The sequence below is a fragment of the Nostoc sp. DSM 114167 genome, assembly GCF_052692655.1.
Genome location: NZ_CP195116.1, coordinates 1013500 through 1035012 on the forward strand (window position 1 = coordinate 1013500; position 21513 = coordinate 1035012).

Sequence of the window (21513 nt, forward strand, 5' to 3'; positions counted from 1 at the left end):
GGAATAGTTAGGAATTAGGAGTTAGGAGTTAGGAGTTAGGAGTTAGAGTTAGGAGTTCAAAACTTAAAACTCATCACTCTTAACTCTTAACTCCTAACTATCATCTCAGGCTAATGCTGGTACAGGAATTTCCAGGTGAGGATATAAGGGGAAGCGATCGCACAATGCCGCTACCCGTTGACGACAATCTTGGGTTACTACGTCGGAATCTGGAGAAAGTAAGCGATCGCTAATAATATTGGCAATCTCGGTAAATTCTGCTACTCCTAAGCCGCGCGTGGTCATTGCTGGCGAACCTAACCTCAGACCGCTGGTAACAAATGGCGACTGCGGATCGAAGGGAATAGTATTCTTATTAGCAGTAATATTCACCTTACTAACTAGCTGATCTGCCTGCTTACCAGTTAGACTTACAGAGCGTAAATCTACCAAGATTAAATGGTTGTCAGTGCCGTTAGATACTAACTTTAAACCACGGTTTTGCAGTTGTTCGGCCAAAGCACGAGCATTTTCAATCACTTGAGCAGAATAGGTTTTAAACTCAGGCTTGAGGGCTTCTCCAAAAGCTACTGCCTTGGCAGCAATAACGTGTTCCAATGGTCCGCCTTGGCTGCCAGGAAAAACAGACTTATCTAGCTTTTTACCTAGTTCTGCGTCGCCAGTCAAGATTAAACCACCTCTAGGGCCGCGTAGAGTTTTATGGGTAGTTGTTGTGACTACGTGACAGTGAGGAATCGGGTCGGGATGAAGACCAGTGGCAACTAAACCAGCAATGTGAGCAATATCGGCAAGTAAGTAAGCGCCGATTTCATCAGCAATACTACGGAATTTTTCAAAGTCAATTACACGTGGATAAGCCGAATAACCACAAATCAAGAGCTTAGGACGCTCCCTCAGCGCCAGCTCGCGAATTTGATCGTAGTCAAGTTGTTCTGTTTGTTGACTGACACCATAGTGGCTAACTTGGAACCATTTACCTGAAAAATTTACAGGGGAACCGTGGGTAAGATGTCCCCCATGAGACAAATCCATCCCCATAATTTTGTCCCCTGGTTCTAGGAGTGACAGGAACACTGCAAAATTGGCTTGTGCGCCAGAATGGGGTTGCACATTCGCATGAGCAGCTCCAAATATCTGTTTAGCACGGTCGATCGCTAGTTGCTCGATTTTGTCGATAAACTCACAACCGCCATAGTAGCGTTTACCAGGTAATCCCTCAGCATATTTATTTGTCAGTACCGAACCTTGAGCTGCCAATACAGCAGCAGAGGTAAAGTTTTCACTAGCAATCAACTCCAAATGGTCTTGTTGGCGCTGTAGTTCGTCATTGATTAACCCAGCGATCGCCGGATCGCTGGAAGAAAGAAAGTCTGAATTAGTCCTAGTCACTTGAATTATCCTTATGGAAATTTGTACAACGGCTGATTTTACTTGGATGCAGCACCTAAATATACAGTCAAAAACCATTGGTCTTGACTGCTGTACAGAGGCAATTACTCGTCTGCGTACTCTGGAGGTTTATTTGTGCCAACTTATTTATTATTAGACCCAAGCTCGATTAATGCATTAATTATCATAACGTTGCTTTTTGAAATCCTCACCTTGCTGCGTGTTGTGAGGTCGTTAGACAGTATTCTTTATGAACCTATGTTAAATAATGCTTACTGCGTAGGCGTAGCCCGTCGGAGACATCGCTGCTAATGATTCGTGAACAACAAGAACCCCGACTTCTTTAATAAGTCGGGGTTATGCGGGTTGCAATTCTCACAAATCAAAAAATCAAATAGGATTCATATAGCGATTTTGATAGTAAGCCAAAATCTGGTTAACTCGTTGCCGATTTTCTAAGCTAGAGTTTGCTGTCCACGAGAGGCTCAAGCCAGCAATTTGACTTTGATTGTAATCAAACTGTTGGGATGACTGGGGAATTAAATCCACTTTCACCCCTTCGACTTGACGTAAATGAGCTGCTATTTCTCTATAAACAGCTAAAGGCAAACCAGCGAATTCAACTTTTTCCTTAGTCTCCATCTTTATGAAGCTCCCACATTAGACGTATTTTGGGGGGGTGTTGTCACTGAAATTGCATTGCCGGTAGCAGATGCAGCTGACGACGTTGATTTGACAGTCCCTTCCCCTACCATTTTGGCAACTTCAATACCATATTGTTCCAAAATTACGATGGGGTTGTAGCCCTGATTCATTTCAATACGTTTAATCAGTACGCCATTTGCTAATCGCTGTCCCGCTTGTACATACCGACTTGTTGGCTCATCCGGTACTTTGATAATTGCTTGTGGTTCTTTACTAATTAGAACTACACCAGTCACAACTACTGCCCTTGCTAACTCAGGCTGTGCTGGTGGTGGCAATACAGAGACTAAAGTGGGGTTGGGAACAACTTGAGGCAAAACTTTAGGTAACACTTTAGGCAACACTGAAGTCAAAGTAGGATTGACTTTTTTTGGTACAGAAGAAACGTTGTTTTTCTTTGGATTTAAAGCGATTCTGCGTGTTGGAAGTTTTCGTACTGCTAGTGATGCAGTAGGTAGCTTAGGCACCACGGGAACTGGTCTTCCAGATGTTTGAGCCATTCCGGGAATAGTCTGCCCGAAAAGTTGTGCAAAAGGATCGCTTCGAGTTTTTGATACCACAAGTTCCCGTGTCCGCTCTGTGGCATTCGTGGATTGAATCAAGCTAACAGATGCAAGATTAACTTGTGAGACTTGTTTGGCCGGTATCACTGGATTCTGAAAGGATTGAGCCGCTGGTGGCGACTTTTTTGCTATTTTGGGAACTGGCACAGGATTGATGGCTTGTGGTGTATCTTCAGAAGCACATCCAGCGAGCGCCAAAGTTAGAATAGCTGCAATTGTAATTTTTGAAGTTATGCCCATGAGCCTTTCTCAAAAGCCATTGGAAAATTGAAAAGTGGAAATCAACATGCCTAAAATTTGGATCAAAGGCAAAGTATGTTCCCTTTATAACCTAATTTTTTACATTTCAAGGGTTATTTTTAGCACTGCATCCCCAGTATAACTGCGGTTGGTTTTTTGCAGTCAATCTTCTGCCACACCCATAAGCTCTTTCATCAAATCCAGTCCTTTCTTGACTCGACGGGAAACCGTTACTACACTGATGCCCAGATGTTCTGCAACTTGTTTTTGGGTCAAATCTTGCAAAAACACACATTCCAACACATCGCGGGTGCGTTTTTCTAGCTGAACCAAAGCTTGTTGTAAGCGAAGTTGGTCTTCTTGTGCCAGTTGAAAGCTGCGATAGTGAGGATCTGGAACCAATTCTCCCAAGCAGGTAGAACCTTCTTCTCCATCTTGGATTGGCACATCAAGACTCAAGGGAGCGCGATTAACCCATGCTAATTTAATTTCTTGCCATTCGTTTGGAGAAATTTCCAGTGCTGCCGCTAATTCCGAGTCGGTTGGTTGACGATTGTGTTTTTCACGCCAAGAACGTGATACTCCTATTGCTTGCTGTTGGAGCGCTAACCATTTCCGAGGAATTCGCACGGTGACACCTTTATCTCGGAGATAGTGTTGAATTTCACCCCGAATATAGGGAAGAGCGTAGGAACTGAAGGCATGTCCCTTAGAAATTTCAAATCTTTCAATAGCTCTGATTAAACCCAAACATCCAACCTGGAGCAAATCATCGTAGGTTTCATGACATTGATTTGTCCAATAGTGAGCTTCTTTTCTCACAAGTCCAAAATTGAGTTTTACCAGTTGATTGCGAATGTTTTCTGACGGAGATTGTTGATATTCTCGCAACAACTGCCAAATTTCGTGCTTTAGTTCATTGGTGACTGTGGTAGGCATAGCACCGGGTTTATTGAGCAAATAAAGAATCAATTATTATTCGCTTTTTAAATTCAGCTGCGATCGCACGATATCAAATGAAATATTGCGCAATATTTCATACAAATACTATGGTAGATAATAAAGACTTTCTATTAAAATTCCATAGGTTACTTGACAATCGAGCAAAATTTAGATGGGCGAAATTATTATTTAGTTGGTTATTTATCTTTGGTATGACTTGTAGCTTTTTTAGAACCACATAGAAATAAAATATAAAATTAATCACTAAATATCAAACCGAGATTGTACTTAACTTCAGTTAATTAATGATGAAATTAATTTAGAGAAACTAAACAGCAGTAGTCGAGCTTTGTTTCACAAGTAAAAGTTCGATTTACAGTAAAATTACGTGCTCATTCCACTGAAATTTATTCAATCGTTAAAAATTACTAATAATTTAAAAAAATCTTATGTATATTTACGCAAGGCAATAAAAAAAGGGCGTCTCACCCTTTTTTGTACTTAAGTCTATAGTGTTTTAATGAAAGGGAAAAGGTGAAAGGGATGAATCAAGTCACCCATAAGACTGAGGGATAAGAATTTTCACAATTGCCAAGGTTATTTTGCCCCCAATTTTACTCAGATTTAACTTTTCCCCATTTTTGTAAAAAATCTATTCACCCTCTTTTTGAAAGAGGGTGGATAGTTTAACTTTTGCGATCAAGTCTGGTACTTACAGAATTGTCGTTTTGAGTGCCAGTCAGTTGCCTTAACTTTTGAAGATTTAGCCACGAGTCGATTCAACCCGTCCATAAAATAGACCACGAATCTTGACTTCTTTAGGTTCGCCAGCACCTAAATCTGTATCAGATGGCTGTTCGCTCTCAAAAGTGCCAGCAATTTCACCGCTAGAACTGTCTATTTTGGCGATTTGCAGAGAAATCTTGCCATTAAGATTTTCAGCGCGCTTGACGTTAGTGCGGGTCAGTTCTTCATCATCTGCTTGAGCGGGGAGAGCTACAGCATTATCGTAGCCACTGACGACACCACGACCTTTAGGATCTAGGAAGGCAGCACCACGATAGGAGGGAACTTTAAAGCTGCCTTCAAAGTCCGTGGAGGTGTTAATACTGGTCAAGCTGGGTTGGCTTTGAGCAACCAAATTTTTGATGGTGAAGAGGAAAGGTACTCGCTCACCACCAGGAAGTTGCACAGTGATGGCTTGGAAGTCAAGACCATCAGTTTCCTTAAAAGTCAGGCTATTATCTGTGTTAACTTTTAGATTACCTTGCACCTGGTCAATGGTGGAAGTGTATCTGGTCAACAATTTGCCAGCAACAAATTCTGCTTCTTGGCGTTTATTAGCAGGTTCTTCTTTGATGAAGAAGCTAGTTGGTTCCAAGCAAAGTTCTTTGATGGTATAAGACTGGCTAGAATCAATGGGAATGGAACCACGGCTTGTTTCTGCTAGTTGGGGGCATTTGTTCGCCAAGCCAGTGCCACGAATTTGATCGTAAGTGAGTACATCTCTACCACTACTGGTAGTAGGAGCATCACTACAAGCAGTTATTAGCCCCAGGCACAAAGCCAAGAATGCAACAATTAAAGCGCGATACCTCATGGTCAACCTCAATCTCAAAAATTAATATCTAAGTTGTAAAACTGCATCGAAGCTTTGATCTCTGATGAGAAGCTGCTACTCTGCGAAAAGCTACCTTTGTTCGGACACGGCTTTGCTCTGATTAAGAGAGTTGAAGCAAGTGTTCGGGTGTCTAGTTGTCAGACGCTGCTCAAACTTTTCTCTGCTAAACGTAGTTAAACGTGTCGCTCTCTTGAGCTTGGAGTGTAAACCCCAGACTAAGTAGAACACTGCATCCATTTTGGATGTGTGTCACTAGGGGAGCAAAAAACCAGCAGTTTTACTGTTGGTGGCATTTGTTTGAAGTTGGGCGAGTGTATGAGTAAGCCTCACACAGAGAAGCATAAATGCTTGTGCCTTGAAAAGTGCAAACAGGGGTATCTGCTTCGCACTTTGCTCTTGCTTATCGCAAAAGCATCGTCGCCCAAGTCTTTTTGTATCATGTATGTGACGCCACTACATACAGCCCATTGTTGGATGGGTAAATCAGCCAGATCATACGATTTTTTTTAACTCAAAATCAAAGTTCTCAAAATCCAAGAAAGTCTCGTCCCGATCGCATCTAGCTTCTGTAAAGCCTATGCTAAAGGTTACTACGCTCTTTTTGGAGCGATCGCAATTGCTTTTGATAAAGATACAAATCTAGTTACATTCACCCCTAACTAGGGCAAATCAGGAGATGCAGTAACAGGGAGACAACTGACAAACTAGGGAAAATTAAAAATCTCCGGTAAATTTGAGTTGACCTCATTTATACGGAAAAGGTGGCATGAACGATCGCAAAAATATTAAATCAGAGAAGTTGTCTGGTAAACTGCAAGCAATCGCAACTGTAGTGTATGATGCCGCTACAACCTGTGAAGGCGATACTGTAGCTCTTTTAGCTTTGCTGCGGCAATTAGAGCAGTTACACCGAGAAATCCGGGATGGAGTTTTTCAAGAAAGTTTGCCTGTTAACCGTCGCCAACTTTACTCACTGCTGAAAGATATTGAGTCTGAGGGGGGCTGGCCTTATATTGAGCGCATGAGGCTACAAGCCTTTTTAGCGAATTTGCCACAAGAGGCTCCCGAAGAAAATAGCCATGAAGTTTTGGAGAGCGATCGCTCTATTGGCTGATTAGCTCGAAATTTATTTCTAGTTTTGAATTAATAACTTTGCTCGCCTCATCAACCGCTAAACTAAGAGCGGTTGCTCATTGAGGCTTTAACCTAATTCGTAATTTGTAATTAAAAAGGGTTTGTACGGATTATCCCATCACAAAGAAGGCGATCGCGCTCTTCAAGATTGTGGTTGTGCTTAAGGTAATCACCCACCCAATTGCAACCACGAACAAGCAGCTCGTCAAGATTTAAATTCCACAGAATTATTGTGTTGTCAGTACTTGCTGATGCTAGTGTTTGACCATCTGGGCTAAAACTGACACTTAATACCCCAGCGCGATGTCCATTAAGACTTTTAATTAACTTGCCTTCAGGACTCCAGAGTTTCACTGTACTGTCCCAATTGGCAGCGGCGAGTAATTCACCATTGGGGCTGAAAGTCACGGCATTGACGCTATCGCTGTACCCTTTTAATAAGGTTTTTAATAACGTCCCATCCCGTTGCCACAGTTTTACGGTGTTATCCCAGCTGGCAGAAGCCAGTAACTCGTCAGTGGGACTAAAGCTGACACCTGTGACCCAGCTGTCATGGGGTGAGAAAGTTTTTAACAATGTACCATCCCGTTGCCAAAGTTTAACAGTTTGGTCATCACTGGCAGAGGCTAAAACTTGACTATTATGGCTGAAGTTTACACTATTTACAGCATCCTGATGCCCCACTAAGGTTTTGAGCAACTTGCCCTCACGGTTCCAAAGTTTCACTGTTTTATCTTTGCTAGCTGAAGCCAAAAACTGACCATCAGGGCTGAAATTTACGCTCATGACACTATCGCTATGTCCGTGGAGAGTCATGATTAAAGTACCGTCTAACCGCCAAAGTTTCACTGTTTTGTCAAAACTTCCTGAAGCCAGCATTTCACCTTTGGGGTCAAAACTGACACTAGTAACTTCATTTTTGTGCCCCACCAAAGTTTTGTAAAGTCGAGTTTTGACCTCGCCACTGCTGGTGTATCGTTGCCAAAGTTTGACAGTGCGATCGCGACTACCAGAAGCTAGCATCCGGCCATCGGGACTCCAAGCAACGCTCAAAACTCGCTTCCGATGCCCTTGAAGAATAGACGGTCTGGGAGCATCTAAACTCCATAGTTTTATACTTTTGTCGAAACTTCCTGAAGCTAGCAATTTGTTTTTTGGACTGAAAGCTAAGCTGACAACATCATCGCTGTGTCCTTTGAAGGTTTTGAGTAAAGTACCAGTAATACTCCAAAGGTTTATGGTTTTATCTTCACCAGCGGAAGCTAACTTTTTACTATCGGAACTAAAGCTCAAACTCCACACTGTACTGCGATGCTGCCGTAAAGTTTTATAAGGACGAAAGTCAAAACTGTCTTTAGTGCTGTTACTTTCCCTGAGCCAAAGTTTCACTGTTTTATCTCGACCTGTTGAGGCCAAGAATTTACCGTCTGGGCTGAAAACAGCTATCATTACAGCTTGTTGATGTCCCTGCAAAGTTGTAATAAGGCTACCGTCCCGTCGCCAGATTTTTACTGTTTTGTCGTCGCTGGCAGAGGCGATGAATTGACCATCGGGACTGAAGTTTACCCAGTTAACCCACCCTCGATGTCCTCTCAGTATTTTTACTAGGCTACCGTCTTTGTGCCAAAGTTTTACAGTTGTATCCTTACCGCCAGTAGCTAACAACTCACCATCAGGACTGAAATTAACGCTGTCAACCGAATCTCCGTATCCTTTCAGGGTTTTATATGGTTTAGGGTCAAATTCATCTGTAACCGGGTTTTTGTGCCAGATTTGCACTGTTTTGTCAATGCTGGCGGACGCTAGGGTTTGACCATCAGGGCTAAAACTTACACAGGTAACAGCACCAGTGTGACCTTTGAGGGTTTGGAGTAAGGTACCGTCAGGACGCCAAAGTTTCACTGTTTTATCTTTACTGCCTGATGCTAGCAACTGACCATCTGGGCTAAAAGTTACTCCCCAGACAACATCAGTGTGCCCTTCCAGGCGGTTAACCTCAGTTACCCCGTAAACTGCTTGTTGCAGTGCTGTTACTACCCGCATTCGGGTATCTGGCTGAACTCCATCAGCTTGTTTAAGTCCTTTCCAAGCCCGTAGACTTTCTAGGAGGGCATCAAATTCTTTATTAGATGCAAACAGAGCTTCGCTAGCAGCAGCGATCGCACTAATTTGTAAGTTGGTTTCACTACGTTCAGCTCGTAGAGTTTGACGGACTGCTGCTCTTTTTTGTAAGTCGGCTTGCCACCATAATGCTGCTATTGTTCCTCCCATAATTGCTAGAATTGCACCTGCTATCCGTGCTTCCCGCAGTCGTCGTTGCAATACCAAATTTAGTTGCTTTTGACTAAGTTGTTGGGCCGCTTCAGCTCTAGTTTTTTCAAGTTTGATTTTTTCTAATTCGGCGAGCATACCATAGTTGTTCTTTTGGCGAATTGGTTCAACTAAATAATCGTGAACCAACTGGTAGCGATCGCCTAACTCTTCTCTGACTCGCAATACCAAGCCTGAACCCACCAATATTTCTAAAATCAGTTCTCCAACTTTGTCAAAGCTTGATATCGTATCTATATTATAATTATTAACTAATGCAACTGCTAAATCAGCTTTAGTTTTTAAAGGTCGCGTCCCCTTTTCATCTGTTAATTCAAATAATAATTTCCAACTTAAATCTTCGTTCTCTTGACCGCAATCTTTGATAACTTCCCCTAACCAGCGTTCCACTAATTTTGCCGAGCCACCACAAAGCTTATATTCTGCAAGTGTCGTAATGTTTTCTATTTGTAGTTGAGCACCGACTATTTGTAATTCAATTGGATGTACTTCGTCTAGTTCTCCTGTCAAATCCTGGACTAATCGGTTAATCAATTCCTCACTTAGTTCATAATGTGAACGTTGAGTAAGACTGTGAATTATGGCTTTGGCATCTCGGCTAGAGAATTTTCCTAAATAGTAGCGAATATCCTTATCAAGAATATTTTTATTAATTACTCCTAAATCATATAAACCAGTACTATTTTTCTGACTCAAACGTTCAAACTCTAACAAATGATGTAAGTAATCTTCTCGTAATGAAAGAATAATTTTTACATAAGAAATATTTAAACATTCACTAAAAAATTTATAGAATTCTATTCTTTGTGTAGGAGGATTACTAACAAAGAAAAATTCTTCAAACTGGTCTAATATGATAACTATTGTATAATTGCGCTCAGATGCTAGCCGAATTCTTTCTAGTATTATGGTGGGTGTAGAGTCAATATTAACCGATATTCCTGTGTATGCTAATGCTTGATTGATACTGCTACTCAAGATTGTTATCCAATCAGTATAAACAGACAAAACAATCGGTATAGGAATGCGTTCACCGATAACTTTTCCCTTGAGTGCTGGGACTAAACCAGCTTTGAGAATTGAACTTTTCCCTACACCAGATGGCCCATAAATAACTGTGAGTTTGTAGTCTGCGCGGGCAATTCTTTCAATGAAGCGATTGACATCTTGTTGCCGTCCAGAAGCAGATATTTCTTGAGCAATTTCTTCAGGAATAAACGGTATTTTGTGAGATTCTAGTACTGGATTAATTCTAGGGCGTTGTGGCTGTAATTGACTTGCTCCGATAAAGGCACGAAAGCCATACTGATGTTCTATTTTAATTTTTTCTTGCTTCAGCTTAAAGGCTTCTGTATAGTTATGACACTCAAAAAAGTAAAGCGATCGCAGTTCCTCTAAAATTTCTAAGTACAGTAATGGCTGATGTTGTAGCTCACAAACTACCCTCGCCCATTCTAAGTTATTGATAGCTTCCTCGCACTCACCCAAATGCCGTTGTGTGCGTGCTAGCAACAGAAGATACCAACTTTCTTGTCGTCGTCTTCGCAAAGCGTCTCGCAAAGAAACTTGTGTTACTTCTTCAGAGATAGAAAGCGCTGTATTGGCTAATTCATGAGCCAGTACCCAATTCGATTCTGAAGCCGCCACATTTGCCAAAAAACCATAATTTTGAGCAACTTGTGCGGGAGTTCCATAAATTTTATGTAGGTGTAATGACTTTTGAGCTAATTCTTTTAAGTCATTCCAGGCTTGTAAACGTTGTAGCATTTCACAAGCAGGCAAAATGAATTTAGCAACTAAGTCTTCTCTTTGTACCTCCTCCAATAGCTCCAAGCATTGTTTAAACCACGACAGGGCATGTTCGCAATAGCTACTAGTATTCTGGTATAAGTCTGCCATTCGGTGATAACAAAGCCCCAAGTGGAATAGTACTATTGCTTGCTTAAGTAAAGATGAGGAGGGCATAGGTTGAGGACATGAGAGGGGCAAAGAAGAATTACTCTCCCACTCTGCTATTCTCCTCGCTTCCTGCTGCCACAATGCTAGGCTTCTTTGATAATTGGCTAAAGCACCATTAATTTGATCGTTAGCGTATTTATCTCGCCCCAACACAAATTCTAAACTAGCTTCTAATCCTGGTGTTAATTTAACGCCATACAGGCGTAGTAAATCATTACGCGCTGATTCTATTTCGTGGCGGTGTTGGGATTTTGGATCTAAATCTAGGAAGGCGTTAGATAAAAACGTTTCAGCACCTGCTTCTAAAACTTTGGCAAATAGAGATTCTTCCTCTTGAGAGATCAAAGTAATTAAATCTGCTTTGGCCATTTCAAATTTAATAGTGGTTGCAGCCCAGCTTTTGAAATCAGGCGCTAATCTTGAAAGCAATGATGCTACTTCATCCTGTAGCCACAAGACCACTGGAAATGGAAAAGTAGCAGCATAGATATCTCGTGCTTGGTTGATACCTGTAAGTAAGTTTTCGAGGTCGGTAATTGACTCAATACCGAAAATCATGACAGCAGACGGTAAAGAGTCTGTAAGGACGGCAGGATTATCTAAAGATAGTTCTGAGATGATTGTGCTGTGTAAAGAAGTAGTTGATGGATTGAGAACGATTTCTCTGATATTAATTTCTTTGGTGTTCGAGCGAATATTCTCTAACATTTGCTCGCGTAATCGCTCATAGTTGCATCGAACTAAAATCAGAGCAAATTGACCTTCGGAAAGTGCGATCGCTCTAATCAATCTTTGTAAAGTATGCTGATTTTCTTTGGTGTAGACACGTAGCTGTTTGTCATTACTCATTGGATATGGGGCTGGGCATTGGATATGGGGTATTAGGCATTGGATATGCAGCATTAATCATTAGTTCACTAACAAATGACAATTGACTGTTACTTGTTTTGTTGCCAAGCCAAAACTTTTTCTGTTTCTGCCAAGGCTGGACTGATGCCAAACCAGCGCCCCACAGGATCGCGATATTCAAACAGATACATGCTTCTTAGTAAGCTCTGATAGTCAGACTCACCTTTAACTCTCTGCTGCTGTACTACTTCAAACAATAATTCCCACTGGGACTCATCAATAGCTAATAGCAGATCGTCGCGGTAATCCTTAATCACAGCTTCTAAGCAGTCCCTAGAAAAAGGCGGATCTTGTCGTTGCAGGCAGCTATAAAGTAAGCCTAATAAGTTACGAATGTGACCACCACTAACGCGACATAGACGATCCAAGGTTTCGGAGCGATCGAATAATTCTGTAATTAATAAAAGTCTGTTATTCAAAGGAACTTCTGGAAAAGCTCTAGCTAGAACTAACTGGCGCACTAGCGACATTCCTGGTTCGTAGTCACTGCCATCTCTTTGGCGCACCAATACCATCGGTAGTACTTTTGGTGCAATCCCTCCCCCCAGACGATTTTTCAGTGTCTCATACTCATTGGAAAAAATTAACGTTAGGGGAATTGTGTAAACTAGGTGGCATTTAAGTCGGCGTAACTGTTCGCCTCGGTCAATGAAGAGATATTCTGGTTGCGATCGCCCGGATGCTAAGGGACGCATATCCACTCGATCCAAATTATCTACAATCACTACCAGTCCTTTTTGACCCCTTAGCTTTAGCTGTTCAACAGCCTTTTCTAAAATCTCTTCGTTAATCGCCTGCAAAATACTATTGGTACGTGGTTCCAGATATTGCCTCAGTTGATTCCGCATCTGGGTGCTATCTTTGGTTTTGGCAGTAATTTTGGCAATACCCAAGGACAACTCTGCTTGTCCAGAAAGTTCTATGGGGCTTTGCAAAAAATCGCCTACTTCTTTAAACAAATTGCTAAAGTAACCAGGTTTGAGTTTGATGCTAATCCCTTCTAAACTGGCACTGACTTGACGGGCTACACTCAGCAAAATATCGCTGATATCAATATCTGCCATGTCTAAGTCTTGACTGGACTCAAAATAAACCACATGAAATCCTGCCAACTCTAGTTCTGTCTTAAGGCGCTGCAATTCCGTTGACTTACCGCAGCCGATATGACCCGTAAATAACTGACAGGTTGGCTCGTCAGGAGAAATACGAACGATCGTTCGTTGCAATTCTTCGACAATCTTGCAACCACGTACATCAGCAAAATCTATGTAATACTGCCGATCTAGTTCGTTACTTATATTTAGCGTGTAGCTAGGGTTACATGCTTTATAAAAACGTGACAAATTTAATGTCGTTTTCATGTATGTAGAGGTTTATGTAGATGCAGCTTAGTTTGGATTTTTTATACAATAAATCCCTATCTAGGATGTAAATAGAGGATTGATTCGCAAGGAAGTAGTAGTGTCTCGCAAAAGACAGTGCTTGTTGCCAGATTACTGTCAGTAGTATGGCAGAGATTTAATTGATCCTAATAGCAAATGGCACTAAGATAATGCAAACCCATTATCTACAAAGCTTTGGGGTGTGGGGTGTAGGGTGTGGGGTATAGTGACGTTCGCGCCAGCGTTGCTTGCAAAGAAATTTGTTTATGTTCGCACTTATTTTTACTTTTCTTGATTTTTTCTGAACTTCCCCTATACCCTTACCTGGCAAGGATTTCATCTTTTATTGGTGCCGCTCGACCTGTCGGGTCTTAAGCATATCTGTCCTTTTTACACCTGCTATTGAGGTTTTGACAATCTCTCCCTTCTGTTCGACCTGCCACAAAATTATATGGCTGAGGAATTAAGTAAAAAAAGCTACAAATTTTCATGGTTCTCAGTTTGGATAGCTGATGAGTGTGACTGGTATGAATTATAGCAAGGTATACAGAGATCCAGGAATACCTATTTATCATTTCACATTCTATTTGTCAAGAAAGCAAAATCCCACACATGTCAATTAATATTTTGTAATCTTTAAGGAAAAATCTTCAAAAATAACTTGTCAAAAAGACTACAGTCAGTTAAAAATGGACACCGGAAACTTTAATAGGACTAATTACTAGCGCCATAATCATTGTGTAGTTACTGTAAAGTGTTATTAAAAATAAAAAAAGTCTTGAGGAGAGCGGCTCAAAAATGCCAACAGTGTTTACTGAAATTAATAATGATACGAGCTTGTCAAAGAATTTAGATTGCAACCAAAAAGGGGTGTGAATGGCTGGCATAATATCAGTTTCCCGCACGCATCTAGCCCAGCGTCGTCAGAAATTGCGTCGGCAGCGGCAGATGAGAATTATTCAAGCTATTTGGCGAACCTTTGCCATTACTGGTTTGGCGGCTGGATTGTTGTGGATGGCAGTCCAACCGATGTGGATGCTAAAGGCTCCCAAACAAATAGCGATCAAATCAGGTAATAAATTGCTGTCGGATCAAACAGCTCAGTCATTGTTGGTGCTATCTTATCCTCAGTCTTTGTGGCGGATTGAACCGTCAGCGATCGCTAACTCTTTGAAAAAACAGCCAACTATTGCCCAAGCGATCGTCAGACGCCGGCTATTTCCTCCTGGATTAATCATTGAAATCCAAGAACGAGTACCTGTAGCAGTAACTCAAACACGTGGCAACAAAAAAGTAACAATCGGCTTACTAGATGCAAGTGGGGCCTGGATGCCTTTAGAAAAATATACATCACTGAATCCTACTAGAAAATTACCCAATCTCAGAGTAATTGGCTTGCCAAATCAATACTGTCTTTACTGGACTCAACTCCATGAAGCTGTGAGCCAAAGTCCCGTGAAAGTGATGGAAATTGATTGCCAAAATCCAACAAATTTAATTTTGAAAACAGAATTAGGAAATGTGCATCTTGGTGTTCCAGGTCCCCAATTGTCTGAACAAATTAAGGTACTCGCCCAAATGCGTCATTTAGCAACAAAATTTAATTCTGGTCAAATAGAGTATATCGATCTGAAAAATCCTGAACTTCCATTAGTACAAATGAACCAAAAAGATCAAAAATTAACTCCCAAAATTCCTAAAAACATCTAGCGTGTTTATTATTTTGATAGTTCCTAGTAAATTAAGAAGCTTTATGCTGATAAATATATTTATTATTTTCAGTTTTCCAGCAAATCGCCCGAAAATCGGCATTAACTTCTAATTAAAATGAGAAAATCAATCATAAAATCTCTATTGCGAGTAACAGAACCTCAATTGTTACCCTAACATCTAATAGTAGGGTGCAAAATGTCAGACAGTCTAATGATGGTCTATAGCGTACAAAACGCCTTCTGCCCATACATTCCTTGACTAAACCCAGTGCAAAAAAGAGAACATTGCTTGAGCTTTTCATTCAGATTCAGACTCGTGAGCAGAGGTCACTGAAGGAACGGTTTATGCCGCCATCCAAGTGCAGAAGCAAAAAGGCTCTGGCTTTGGTCTGTTGAGGACACTTCCAAAGACAGTTTACCGAAGTTTCAATCTGTAACGAAAAATGCCAGCTAAAACTGCGTAAGCATTGCTTCTGGGCAATAAGTTTGGACTGTTCTGTGCTGTAATTCCTATTAGGTGACGAAATCTCTTAGGAAATCTTGATTTGTTGGCCGCACTAGTGAGAGTTCTTGTAGGATAGACTATTGCTTCAACAAAGTGTCCATTGAGACCACCCAAACAACAAATTAATCAGGTATAGTCTGACAAGTAAATTCTTGCTTAGTTTAACTTAAGCATAAGTAAATAGAAGGTAAATTTTGTGTCTAAAGCTGCAATTATGCCCAATGGTAAAACTTATTAACAATATTATTATTGGGGCAGAGAAGATACGCTGTAGTATGTCTTTACAAGTTATGCCCGCCGCTGAGAATAATCAAGAGATTAATGTCTGGTTGAAGTTATACAGGTCAGTTTTAGATGAATATAGGTATACTTCTCTAGAATTGGCTGTGCGATCGGCTGTGTTAAAAGCTCATCCCATAGCAAATTTTCGCACAGCCAATTCTGTTAGGCTTGGCAGTAGTGAAAACAATAAAGAACAACGCCATATTATTGTGGCATTGTCAAACTAAAGTTGACTCTTAGGTGAATAACACCTGAAAAAGTCGTTTATCTACCCTTTTACAAATCCAATGACACTTGATAATAACCAAGGACTTAACTATAAAAATTCCCAATCTACGGGACAGCCAGGGTTCTCTTTGGCAGTGAACTCGACCAATCCCTTTAATAACTCTGGGCTGAACTTCGGGCAAAATCACGATAATAAAAAAATTTCTCCGGAAAATAGCCGAATTGGTGAGATTGTTCCTGGTCGGGTCGCCAACATTAAAGTGATTGGTGTCGGTGGTGGTGGTGGCAATGCTGTTAACCGCATGATCGAGTCTGATGTCTCTGGCGTAGAGTTTTGGTCAATTAATACTGATGCCCAAGCTCTTACCTTAGCTGGCGCTCCAAGTCGATTGCAAATTGGGCAGAAGCTAACGAGGGGTTTAGGAGCAGGTGGTAATCCTGCGATCGGTCAAAAGGCAGCTGAGGAATCACGGGACGAAATTGCTACGGCTTTAGAGGGTGCAGATTTAGTATTTATCACTGCTGGTATGGGGGGTGGTACTGGGACGGGTGCAGCACCAATCGTGGCAGAAGTGGCCAAAGAAATGGGTGCCCTCACTGTTGGTGTAGTCACACGTCCATTTGTTTTTGAGGGACGCCGCCGCACCAGTCAAGCGGAACAAGGTATTGAAGGACTAAAAAGTAGAGTAGATACACTGATCATTATCCCCAACAACAAACTGCTGGAAGTGATCCCCGAACAAACGCCTGTGCAAGAGGCTTTTCGTTATGCAGATGATGTACTGCGACAAGGGGTGCAAGGTATTTCTGATATCATCACGATCCCCGGTTTGGTAAACGTTGACTTTGCTGATGTCCGAGCAGTTATGGCAGATGCGGGATCGGCATTGATGGGAATTGGCGTTAGTTCTGGAAAATCTAGAGCCAGAGAAGCTGCGATCGCAGCTATTTCTTCACCATTACTAGAGTGTTCTATTGAAGGTGCTAGAGGAGTTGTATTTAATATTACAGGTGGTACTGACCTGACTTTGCATGAAGTTAATGCAGCGGCAGAAGCAATTTATGAGGTAGTCGATCCCAACGCCAATATTATTTTTGGGGCTGTAATTGATGACAGGCTCCAAGGTGAGGTAAGAATTACTGTAATTGCCACTGGATTTACAGGTGAAGTGCAAGCTGCGGTACAACAAAGCGTAGCTAACGTTCGAGTAACACCTAATACTTCAAAGCGTCCAACAACACAGCAACCTACAGTTAATCCCCCAACCTCAGCTCCAAGTTCAACTCCAACCCCAACTCCAATTCCAGAACCAAAGGAAAAACCTGGATTAGATATCCCTGATTTTCTGAGAAACCGACGTACACCAAGGAATTAAAAGATTTGGAATTTGAGATTTTAGATTAACTTAGCAGTCTCCGGTCAGGCTGAACGCTGTATAAAATCTGCTACTTCCACCAGGGTTTTACCAAGGGCAGGGATAAGCAATCTTTTGCCATACCCAATTTTGCCAATTGGTAAAAAAACTTGTCAAGGCTACTTTATAGAATGAATTTGGGCAGGAGTTTACTGGCTTGCATGTCCAGCTATGCTTTCAGAACAAAACAATAGCAATACCTGCCCAACTATGGATGCATCACTGATAGCGCAGTGTTAGCAAGTCTTCTCCCAAGGAAAAGCGCCAAGGGCAATAGCACAGCGTAAAGCCTTCTCTTCGAGAGGCTTCTCTTTCAGAGACGCTAACGCGAACGCCAACGGCATGGCTTTGCTTAGAGCGAGTCATTGAGCGTCACGAGCATTACAGGCGATCGTATACATGAATGCATCTACCCTTTGCGATCCACTAAACTCATCTTCTGTATAAGTAAATATATTTACTTAAAAAGTAGCTTAGGAAACAAGCCCACGCAAGTGTCCAAAAGAAGTCTGTTTGCTGGAGAGTTAGGACATCAAACAAAAAAAAATAAATGTAAATTATTTTTGGATTTTTAGTCTCTGTTCAATCCATTGAATAACCTGATGAGCAAGGCGAGTGCCATCTAGACGGTCAATCTCACGAATTCCGGTAGGACTAGTGACGTTAACTTCAGTTAGGTAGCCACCGATAACGTCAATACCCACAAAAATTAAGCCGTCTTCGCGTAAGCGTTCGGCTACTTGGGTACAAATTTCATACTCTCTTGGCGTAATTTGGGTTTGAGCGACTGTACCACCAGTTGCCATATTATTGCGAAAATCAGTTCCACTAGAGAGGCGATTGAGCGCACCAATTGGTTCACCATTGAGCAAGATAATTCGCTTATCTCCTTCTTTTGCCTCTGGTAAATAGGTTTGTACCATTACTGGTACTTTACCTTGGAGGGTACTGAGTTCAACAATGGAGTTAAAATTGCGATCGCCTGATTGCAAAAACAAAATTCCTTCGCCAGCTTTGTTACCCAACGGTTTGAGAACTGCTGCCCCCTTTGCTTCCATGAATTGCCGAATAAATTGCTTATCAGCACTGACAATCGTTTCAGGAATCGCCTTGGTAAACTGGAGGGCGTACATTTTTTCATTTGCCCCTCGGATGCCACTGGGACTGTTAATCACCAGGGTTTTATTTTGGTCAATGTAATCCAGAATGTAGGTGGCATAGAGGTAAGAATCATTGACAGGTGGATCTGTCCGCATAAATACGGCGTCCATTGTCTCTAAAGAAGTTAAGAAGGAATCGCTTAACTTATACCAAAGATTCGCCGCTACCCAGCGTCCCTCTACCAACTGTACTGGTACAACTTCAACTCGCTGTAGAACAGCCAAAGCTTTGCCCTCCGCCACACTCAGCAGATTTGCTTGAGTCACCCAAACTTCGTGTCCCAGGATTTGCGCTGCTTCAATTAGGGCAACACTGGTATCATGACACGGGTCAAGTAGATGGATGGGATCAATGATAAAAGCCAGTTTCACCCTTTATACCTCAATCACCAAGAAATTAAATGGTTATTCAATTATTATCTCTTGATGCTCTCACCAATTGACGTACATATGTACTGCTGAGTAGAATCTGGAGGGTAAAGTCTTGTGGGCAGATTGGTTTTGTGAGCAAACCCGTAGACAAGGCAGCGTGTTATTTTTCTAGAATTGTAGTGACTACCGTGTAATTGCAGTGGTTTGTCGCTATCGCAATACCTTCTGAACCTATACGCTATTGCTAGAAGTTAGTAGCTCATCCAGCTTGCCTTGACTGTCTAAAGCGTGGATATCATCACAACCACCAATATGATCGTCATTGATGAAAATCTGCGGTAAAGAACGGCGTCCATTTGCTCTTTGAGCCATTTTATTTCTGGCTGCTTCATCCCCATCAATGCTGTATTCGATAAATTCAACACCCTTGTTTTTCAGCAAACTTTTAGCACGAATGCAAAACGGGCAAGTCCTCCAAGTGTAAATTTCTACTTTTGCAGCCATGATGTCCTCAACTTGATTTAATACTTTTTAATTTTAGAGCTTTGCCACTGACTGTGGCTGCTTTATTCTTTCATAACCTAATCTACAGAAGGCGCTGATGTAATTAGGCAAAAAGAAAAGTAGTAATGTTAAGTAATGTAAAAATATTGATATTAGTTTGTAGTGTACCCCTTTGGGAAAGCAAGCTATGCATAGCGTCTACAAACCTTTAATTATTTACGCAGCTTTATTTAGACTCCAAGGTTAAGCTAGCCAAATATTATGTAGATTATTTTTATTTTGCATCTGACCTAACAATCTAATAATATTTCAGTTGAAATGCTAGCAATAGCAGTAATTATATTTAGATTGTTTCTGTCGCTCAAATTTTTTCGCTACTAAGTGCTAGTTAAAAAGCAGGAATTATTGAGGTGAGTTTTAGTTTAGCGTTTCTTACCTCTAACAAAAATGGGTTTAGAAGAGCATAAGCATTTCTAAACCCATATTTAAGCTTTCTTTTACTAAAACTCAGCAGTGTGGTTTAATTTTGGGAAATATTTTTTTTGTTTTTCTTCTTGAGTCTGAAAACACCCAAGGCAAATAATCCTAATGCTGCGGTTGTGCTGGGTTCAGGTACTTTTTTCGGTTGAGGTGCAGGGGGTTGATAGTAAGGCGGTACTGATGGTACAGGTTCAGGAGCAGGAGCAGGTGCTGGCGCTGGTGCTGGTGTAGGCGCGGGTGCAGGTACTGGCACGGGTGCTGGTGCTGGTGCTGGTGTAGGCGCGGGTGCAGGTGCTGGCGCGGGTGCTGGCGCTGGAGCTGGTGCGGGTGCTGGTGTAGGTGCTGGCGCGGGTGCTGGCGCTGGAGCTGGTGCGGGTGCTGGTGTAGGCGCGGGTGCAGGTGCTGGAGCTGGCGCTGGAGCAGGTGCAGGTGCTGGAGCTGGCGCTGGAGCAGGTGCAGGTGCTGGAGCTGGCGCTGGAGCAGGTGCTGGCGCGGGTGCTGGCGCTGGCGCGGGTGCTGGCGCTGGTGCTGGTGTAGGCGCGGGTGCAGGTGCTGGAGCAGGTGCTGGAGCAGGTGCTGGCGCTGGAGCAGGTGCTGGAGCAGGTGCTGGAGCAGGTGCTGGAGCAGGTGCTGGAGCAGGTGCTGGCGCTGTGGCAGGTTTTATACTAGTTTCGCTTAGTGATGTACCGTACTGAAAACGGATGTTACCAATCTTAGTGATGTCAAAGTCCGAAGTTAGCCCTGATAGTAGGAAAGTAGCTGAACTTTGAACAAAAGTCCCCGAACTCACGGCTGGATTTGCATCATTAGCGTAACCACTGATGATGCCGTAATTGAATTGCTGTCCACCGCCACCTTGGAAAATGCCTAAGCCAGCTGTACCCAGACCGTAGTGTTGGTCAATGCCAGGAAGCCCTCCAGTATTACTAGTGTTTGGCAATTTCCATTCATTTAGAGCGAGAAGATCAACATTTTTTGTAGTGGTAGAGCCTGCGCTTGAGGTTACTGTCGGGGCTAGAGCCGAAACCAGCGATAAATTGTTTAGGGGAGAACCAGCATAGTCCCAGAAGACTGAGGTCAGAACATCAGAAGGATTTGAAATTCCTACAGAAGAATTGTTAGTCAGGGTCAGTGACAATAAACCATTGTCTAGATAATTAAAGAGGACTGACGCTGCCAGAGGATCATTAGATTTGTCGTAGGTATTGGTTCCTTTAGCTGAAAAACTTATAGAACCCAAACTCTTGGGTGCAGGCGCTGGCGCAGGTGCTGGTGCTGGTGCTGGCGCAGGTGCTGGTGCAGGTACTGGCGCTGGTGCTGGAACTGGTGCAGGTGCTGGTGCAGGTACTGGCGCTGGTGCAGGTGCTGGCGCTGGAACTGGTGCAGGTGCTGGCGCTGGTGCAGGTGCTGGTGCAGGTACTGGCGCTGGTGCAGGTACTGGCGCTGGTGCAGGTGCTGGTGTATTTTTGTTGCCGTTGCCGTTACCATTACCGTTACCGTTGCCGGCCTGTGCTTGGGGTAGTTGTGACCCTAAAGCTAAGGTGAATGATAATAGACCACAACTTATATAACCAATTACTTTTTTTGAATAAGCTTGAGACATGTAAATCAAACCTCTTTGTCTTAAACAAGATATGAAAAAGCTTCCTAATAATGATGTTTATACGAGCATCATGGACA

Annotated in this window: 16 protein-coding genes; 5 read left to right on the forward strand and 11 right to left on the reverse strand. The window is 42.3% G+C overall.

Features of this window, described 5'->3' with window-relative positions:
- Positions 1-105: 105 nt before the first annotated feature.
- The 5 genes from glyA to NSTC731_RS04155 form a co-directional block, all read right to left on the reverse strand.
- A complete protein-coding gene (glyA, locus tag NSTC731_RS04135) occupies positions 106-1389 on the reverse strand; it encodes a serine hydroxymethyltransferase (protein ID WP_445629745.1) in 1284 nt (427 codons plus the stop codon).
- Between the two features lie 390 nt (positions 1390-1779).
- Entirely contained in the window at positions 1780-2031 is a 252-nt protein-coding gene (locus NSTC731_RS04140) for a hypothetical protein (RefSeq protein WP_445629746.1), read from the reverse strand.
- A 2-nt stretch (positions 2032-2033) separates the two neighbouring features.
- Positions 2034-2897: a hypothetical protein gene (locus NSTC731_RS04145; RefSeq protein WP_445629747.1), complete on the reverse strand. Its 864-nt coding sequence runs from the start codon at positions 2895-2897 to the stop codon at positions 2034-2036.
- Positions 2898-3059: 162 nt separating this feature from the next.
- Positions 3060-3836 carry an RNA polymerase sigma factor SigF gene (locus tag NSTC731_RS04150; protein WP_322713663.1) on the reverse strand — a complete coding sequence of 259 codons (777 nt, stop codon included), beginning with the start codon at positions 3834-3836 and terminating at the stop codon, positions 3060-3062.
- Between the two features lie 766 nt (positions 3837-4602).
- Positions 4603-5439, reverse strand: coding sequence for a photosystem II manganese-stabilizing polypeptide (locus NSTC731_RS04155; protein WP_445629748.1), 837 nt, complete (start codon positions 5437-5439; stop codon positions 4603-4605).
- Between the two features lie 787 nt (positions 5440-6226).
- On the opposite strand from NSTC731_RS04155, the gene NSTC731_RS04160 reads away from it, so the two are divergent.
- Complete coding sequence (locus tag NSTC731_RS04160) at positions 6227-6574, forward strand: hypothetical protein (protein ID WP_445629749.1); 348 nt, start codon at positions 6227-6229, stop codon at positions 6572-6574.
- A gap of 110 nt (positions 6575-6684) precedes the next feature.
- Here NSTC731_RS04160 and NSTC731_RS04165 read toward each other — a convergent pair whose 3' ends face one another.
- Together NSTC731_RS04165 and NSTC731_RS04170 are read right to left on the reverse strand one after the other, a co-directional pair.
- Positions 6685-11733, reverse strand: coding sequence for a WD40 domain-containing protein (locus NSTC731_RS04165; RefSeq protein WP_445629750.1), 5049 nt, complete (start codon positions 11731-11733; stop codon positions 6685-6687).
- Positions 11734-11822: 89 nt separating this feature from the next.
- Positions 11823-13154, reverse strand: coding sequence for a P-loop NTPase fold protein (locus NSTC731_RS04170; RefSeq protein ID WP_445629751.1), 1332 nt, complete (start codon positions 13152-13154; stop codon positions 11823-11825).
- 897 nt (positions 13155-14051) lie between these two features.
- Between NSTC731_RS04170 and NSTC731_RS04175 the strand changes: the two genes are divergently transcribed.
- The 3 genes from NSTC731_RS04175 (at position 14052) to ftsZ (ending at position 17278) form a co-directional block, all read left to right on the forward strand.
- Positions 14052-14885 carry a cell division protein FtsQ/DivIB gene (locus NSTC731_RS04175; protein WP_445629752.1) on the forward strand — a complete coding sequence of 278 codons (834 nt, stop codon included), beginning with the start codon at positions 14052-14054 and terminating at the stop codon, positions 14883-14885.
- 728 nt (positions 14886-15613) lie between these two features.
- Positions 15614-15901, forward strand: coding sequence for a hypothetical protein (locus NSTC731_RS04180; protein WP_445629753.1), 288 nt, complete (start codon positions 15614-15616; stop codon positions 15899-15901).
- Positions 15902-15961: 60 nt separating this feature from the next.
- Positions 15962-17278 carry a cell division protein FtsZ gene (gene ftsZ, locus NSTC731_RS04185; protein ID WP_445629754.1) on the forward strand — a complete coding sequence of 439 codons (1317 nt, stop codon included), beginning with the start codon at positions 15962-15964 and terminating at the stop codon, positions 17276-17278.
- A gap of 258 nt (positions 17279-17536) precedes the next feature.
- On the opposite strand, the gene NSTC731_RS04190 is transcribed toward ftsZ, so the two are convergent.
- The 4 genes from NSTC731_RS04190 to NSTC731_RS04205 all read right to left on the reverse strand — a co-directional run bounded on the left by NSTC731_RS04190 (position 17537) and on the right by NSTC731_RS04205 (position 21073).
- Complete coding sequence (locus tag NSTC731_RS04190) at positions 17537-17683, reverse strand: hypothetical protein (protein WP_445629755.1); 147 nt, start codon at positions 17681-17683, stop codon at positions 17537-17539.
- Positions 17684-17874: 191 nt separating this feature from the next.
- Positions 17875-18849 carry a glutathione synthase gene (gene gshB / locus NSTC731_RS04195; protein ID WP_445629756.1) on the reverse strand — a complete coding sequence of 325 codons (975 nt, stop codon included), beginning with the start codon at positions 18847-18849 and terminating at the stop codon, positions 17875-17877.
- Positions 18850-19080: 231 nt separating this feature from the next.
- The gene (gene grxC, locus NSTC731_RS04200; RefSeq protein WP_190893995.1) at positions 19081-19353 is read right to left on the reverse strand and encodes a glutaredoxin 3; all 273 of its coding nucleotides are present in this window, start codon (positions 19351-19353) and stop codon (positions 19081-19083) included.
- A 520-nt stretch (positions 19354-19873) separates the two neighbouring features.
- Complete coding sequence (locus NSTC731_RS04205; protein WP_445629757.1) at positions 19874-21073, reverse strand: XDD4 family exosortase-dependent surface protein; 1200 nt, start codon at positions 21071-21073, stop codon at positions 19874-19876.
- Between NSTC731_RS04205 and NSTC731_RS04210 the strand changes: the two genes are divergently transcribed.
- Positions 21039-21404 carry a hypothetical protein gene (locus tag NSTC731_RS04210; protein ID WP_445632275.1) on the forward strand — a complete coding sequence of 122 codons (366 nt, stop codon included), beginning with the start codon at positions 21039-21041 and terminating at the stop codon, positions 21402-21404. The two genes, NSTC731_RS04205 and NSTC731_RS04210, sit on opposite strands and share 35 nt — an antisense overlap.
- Positions 21405-21513 lie beyond the last annotated feature (109 nt).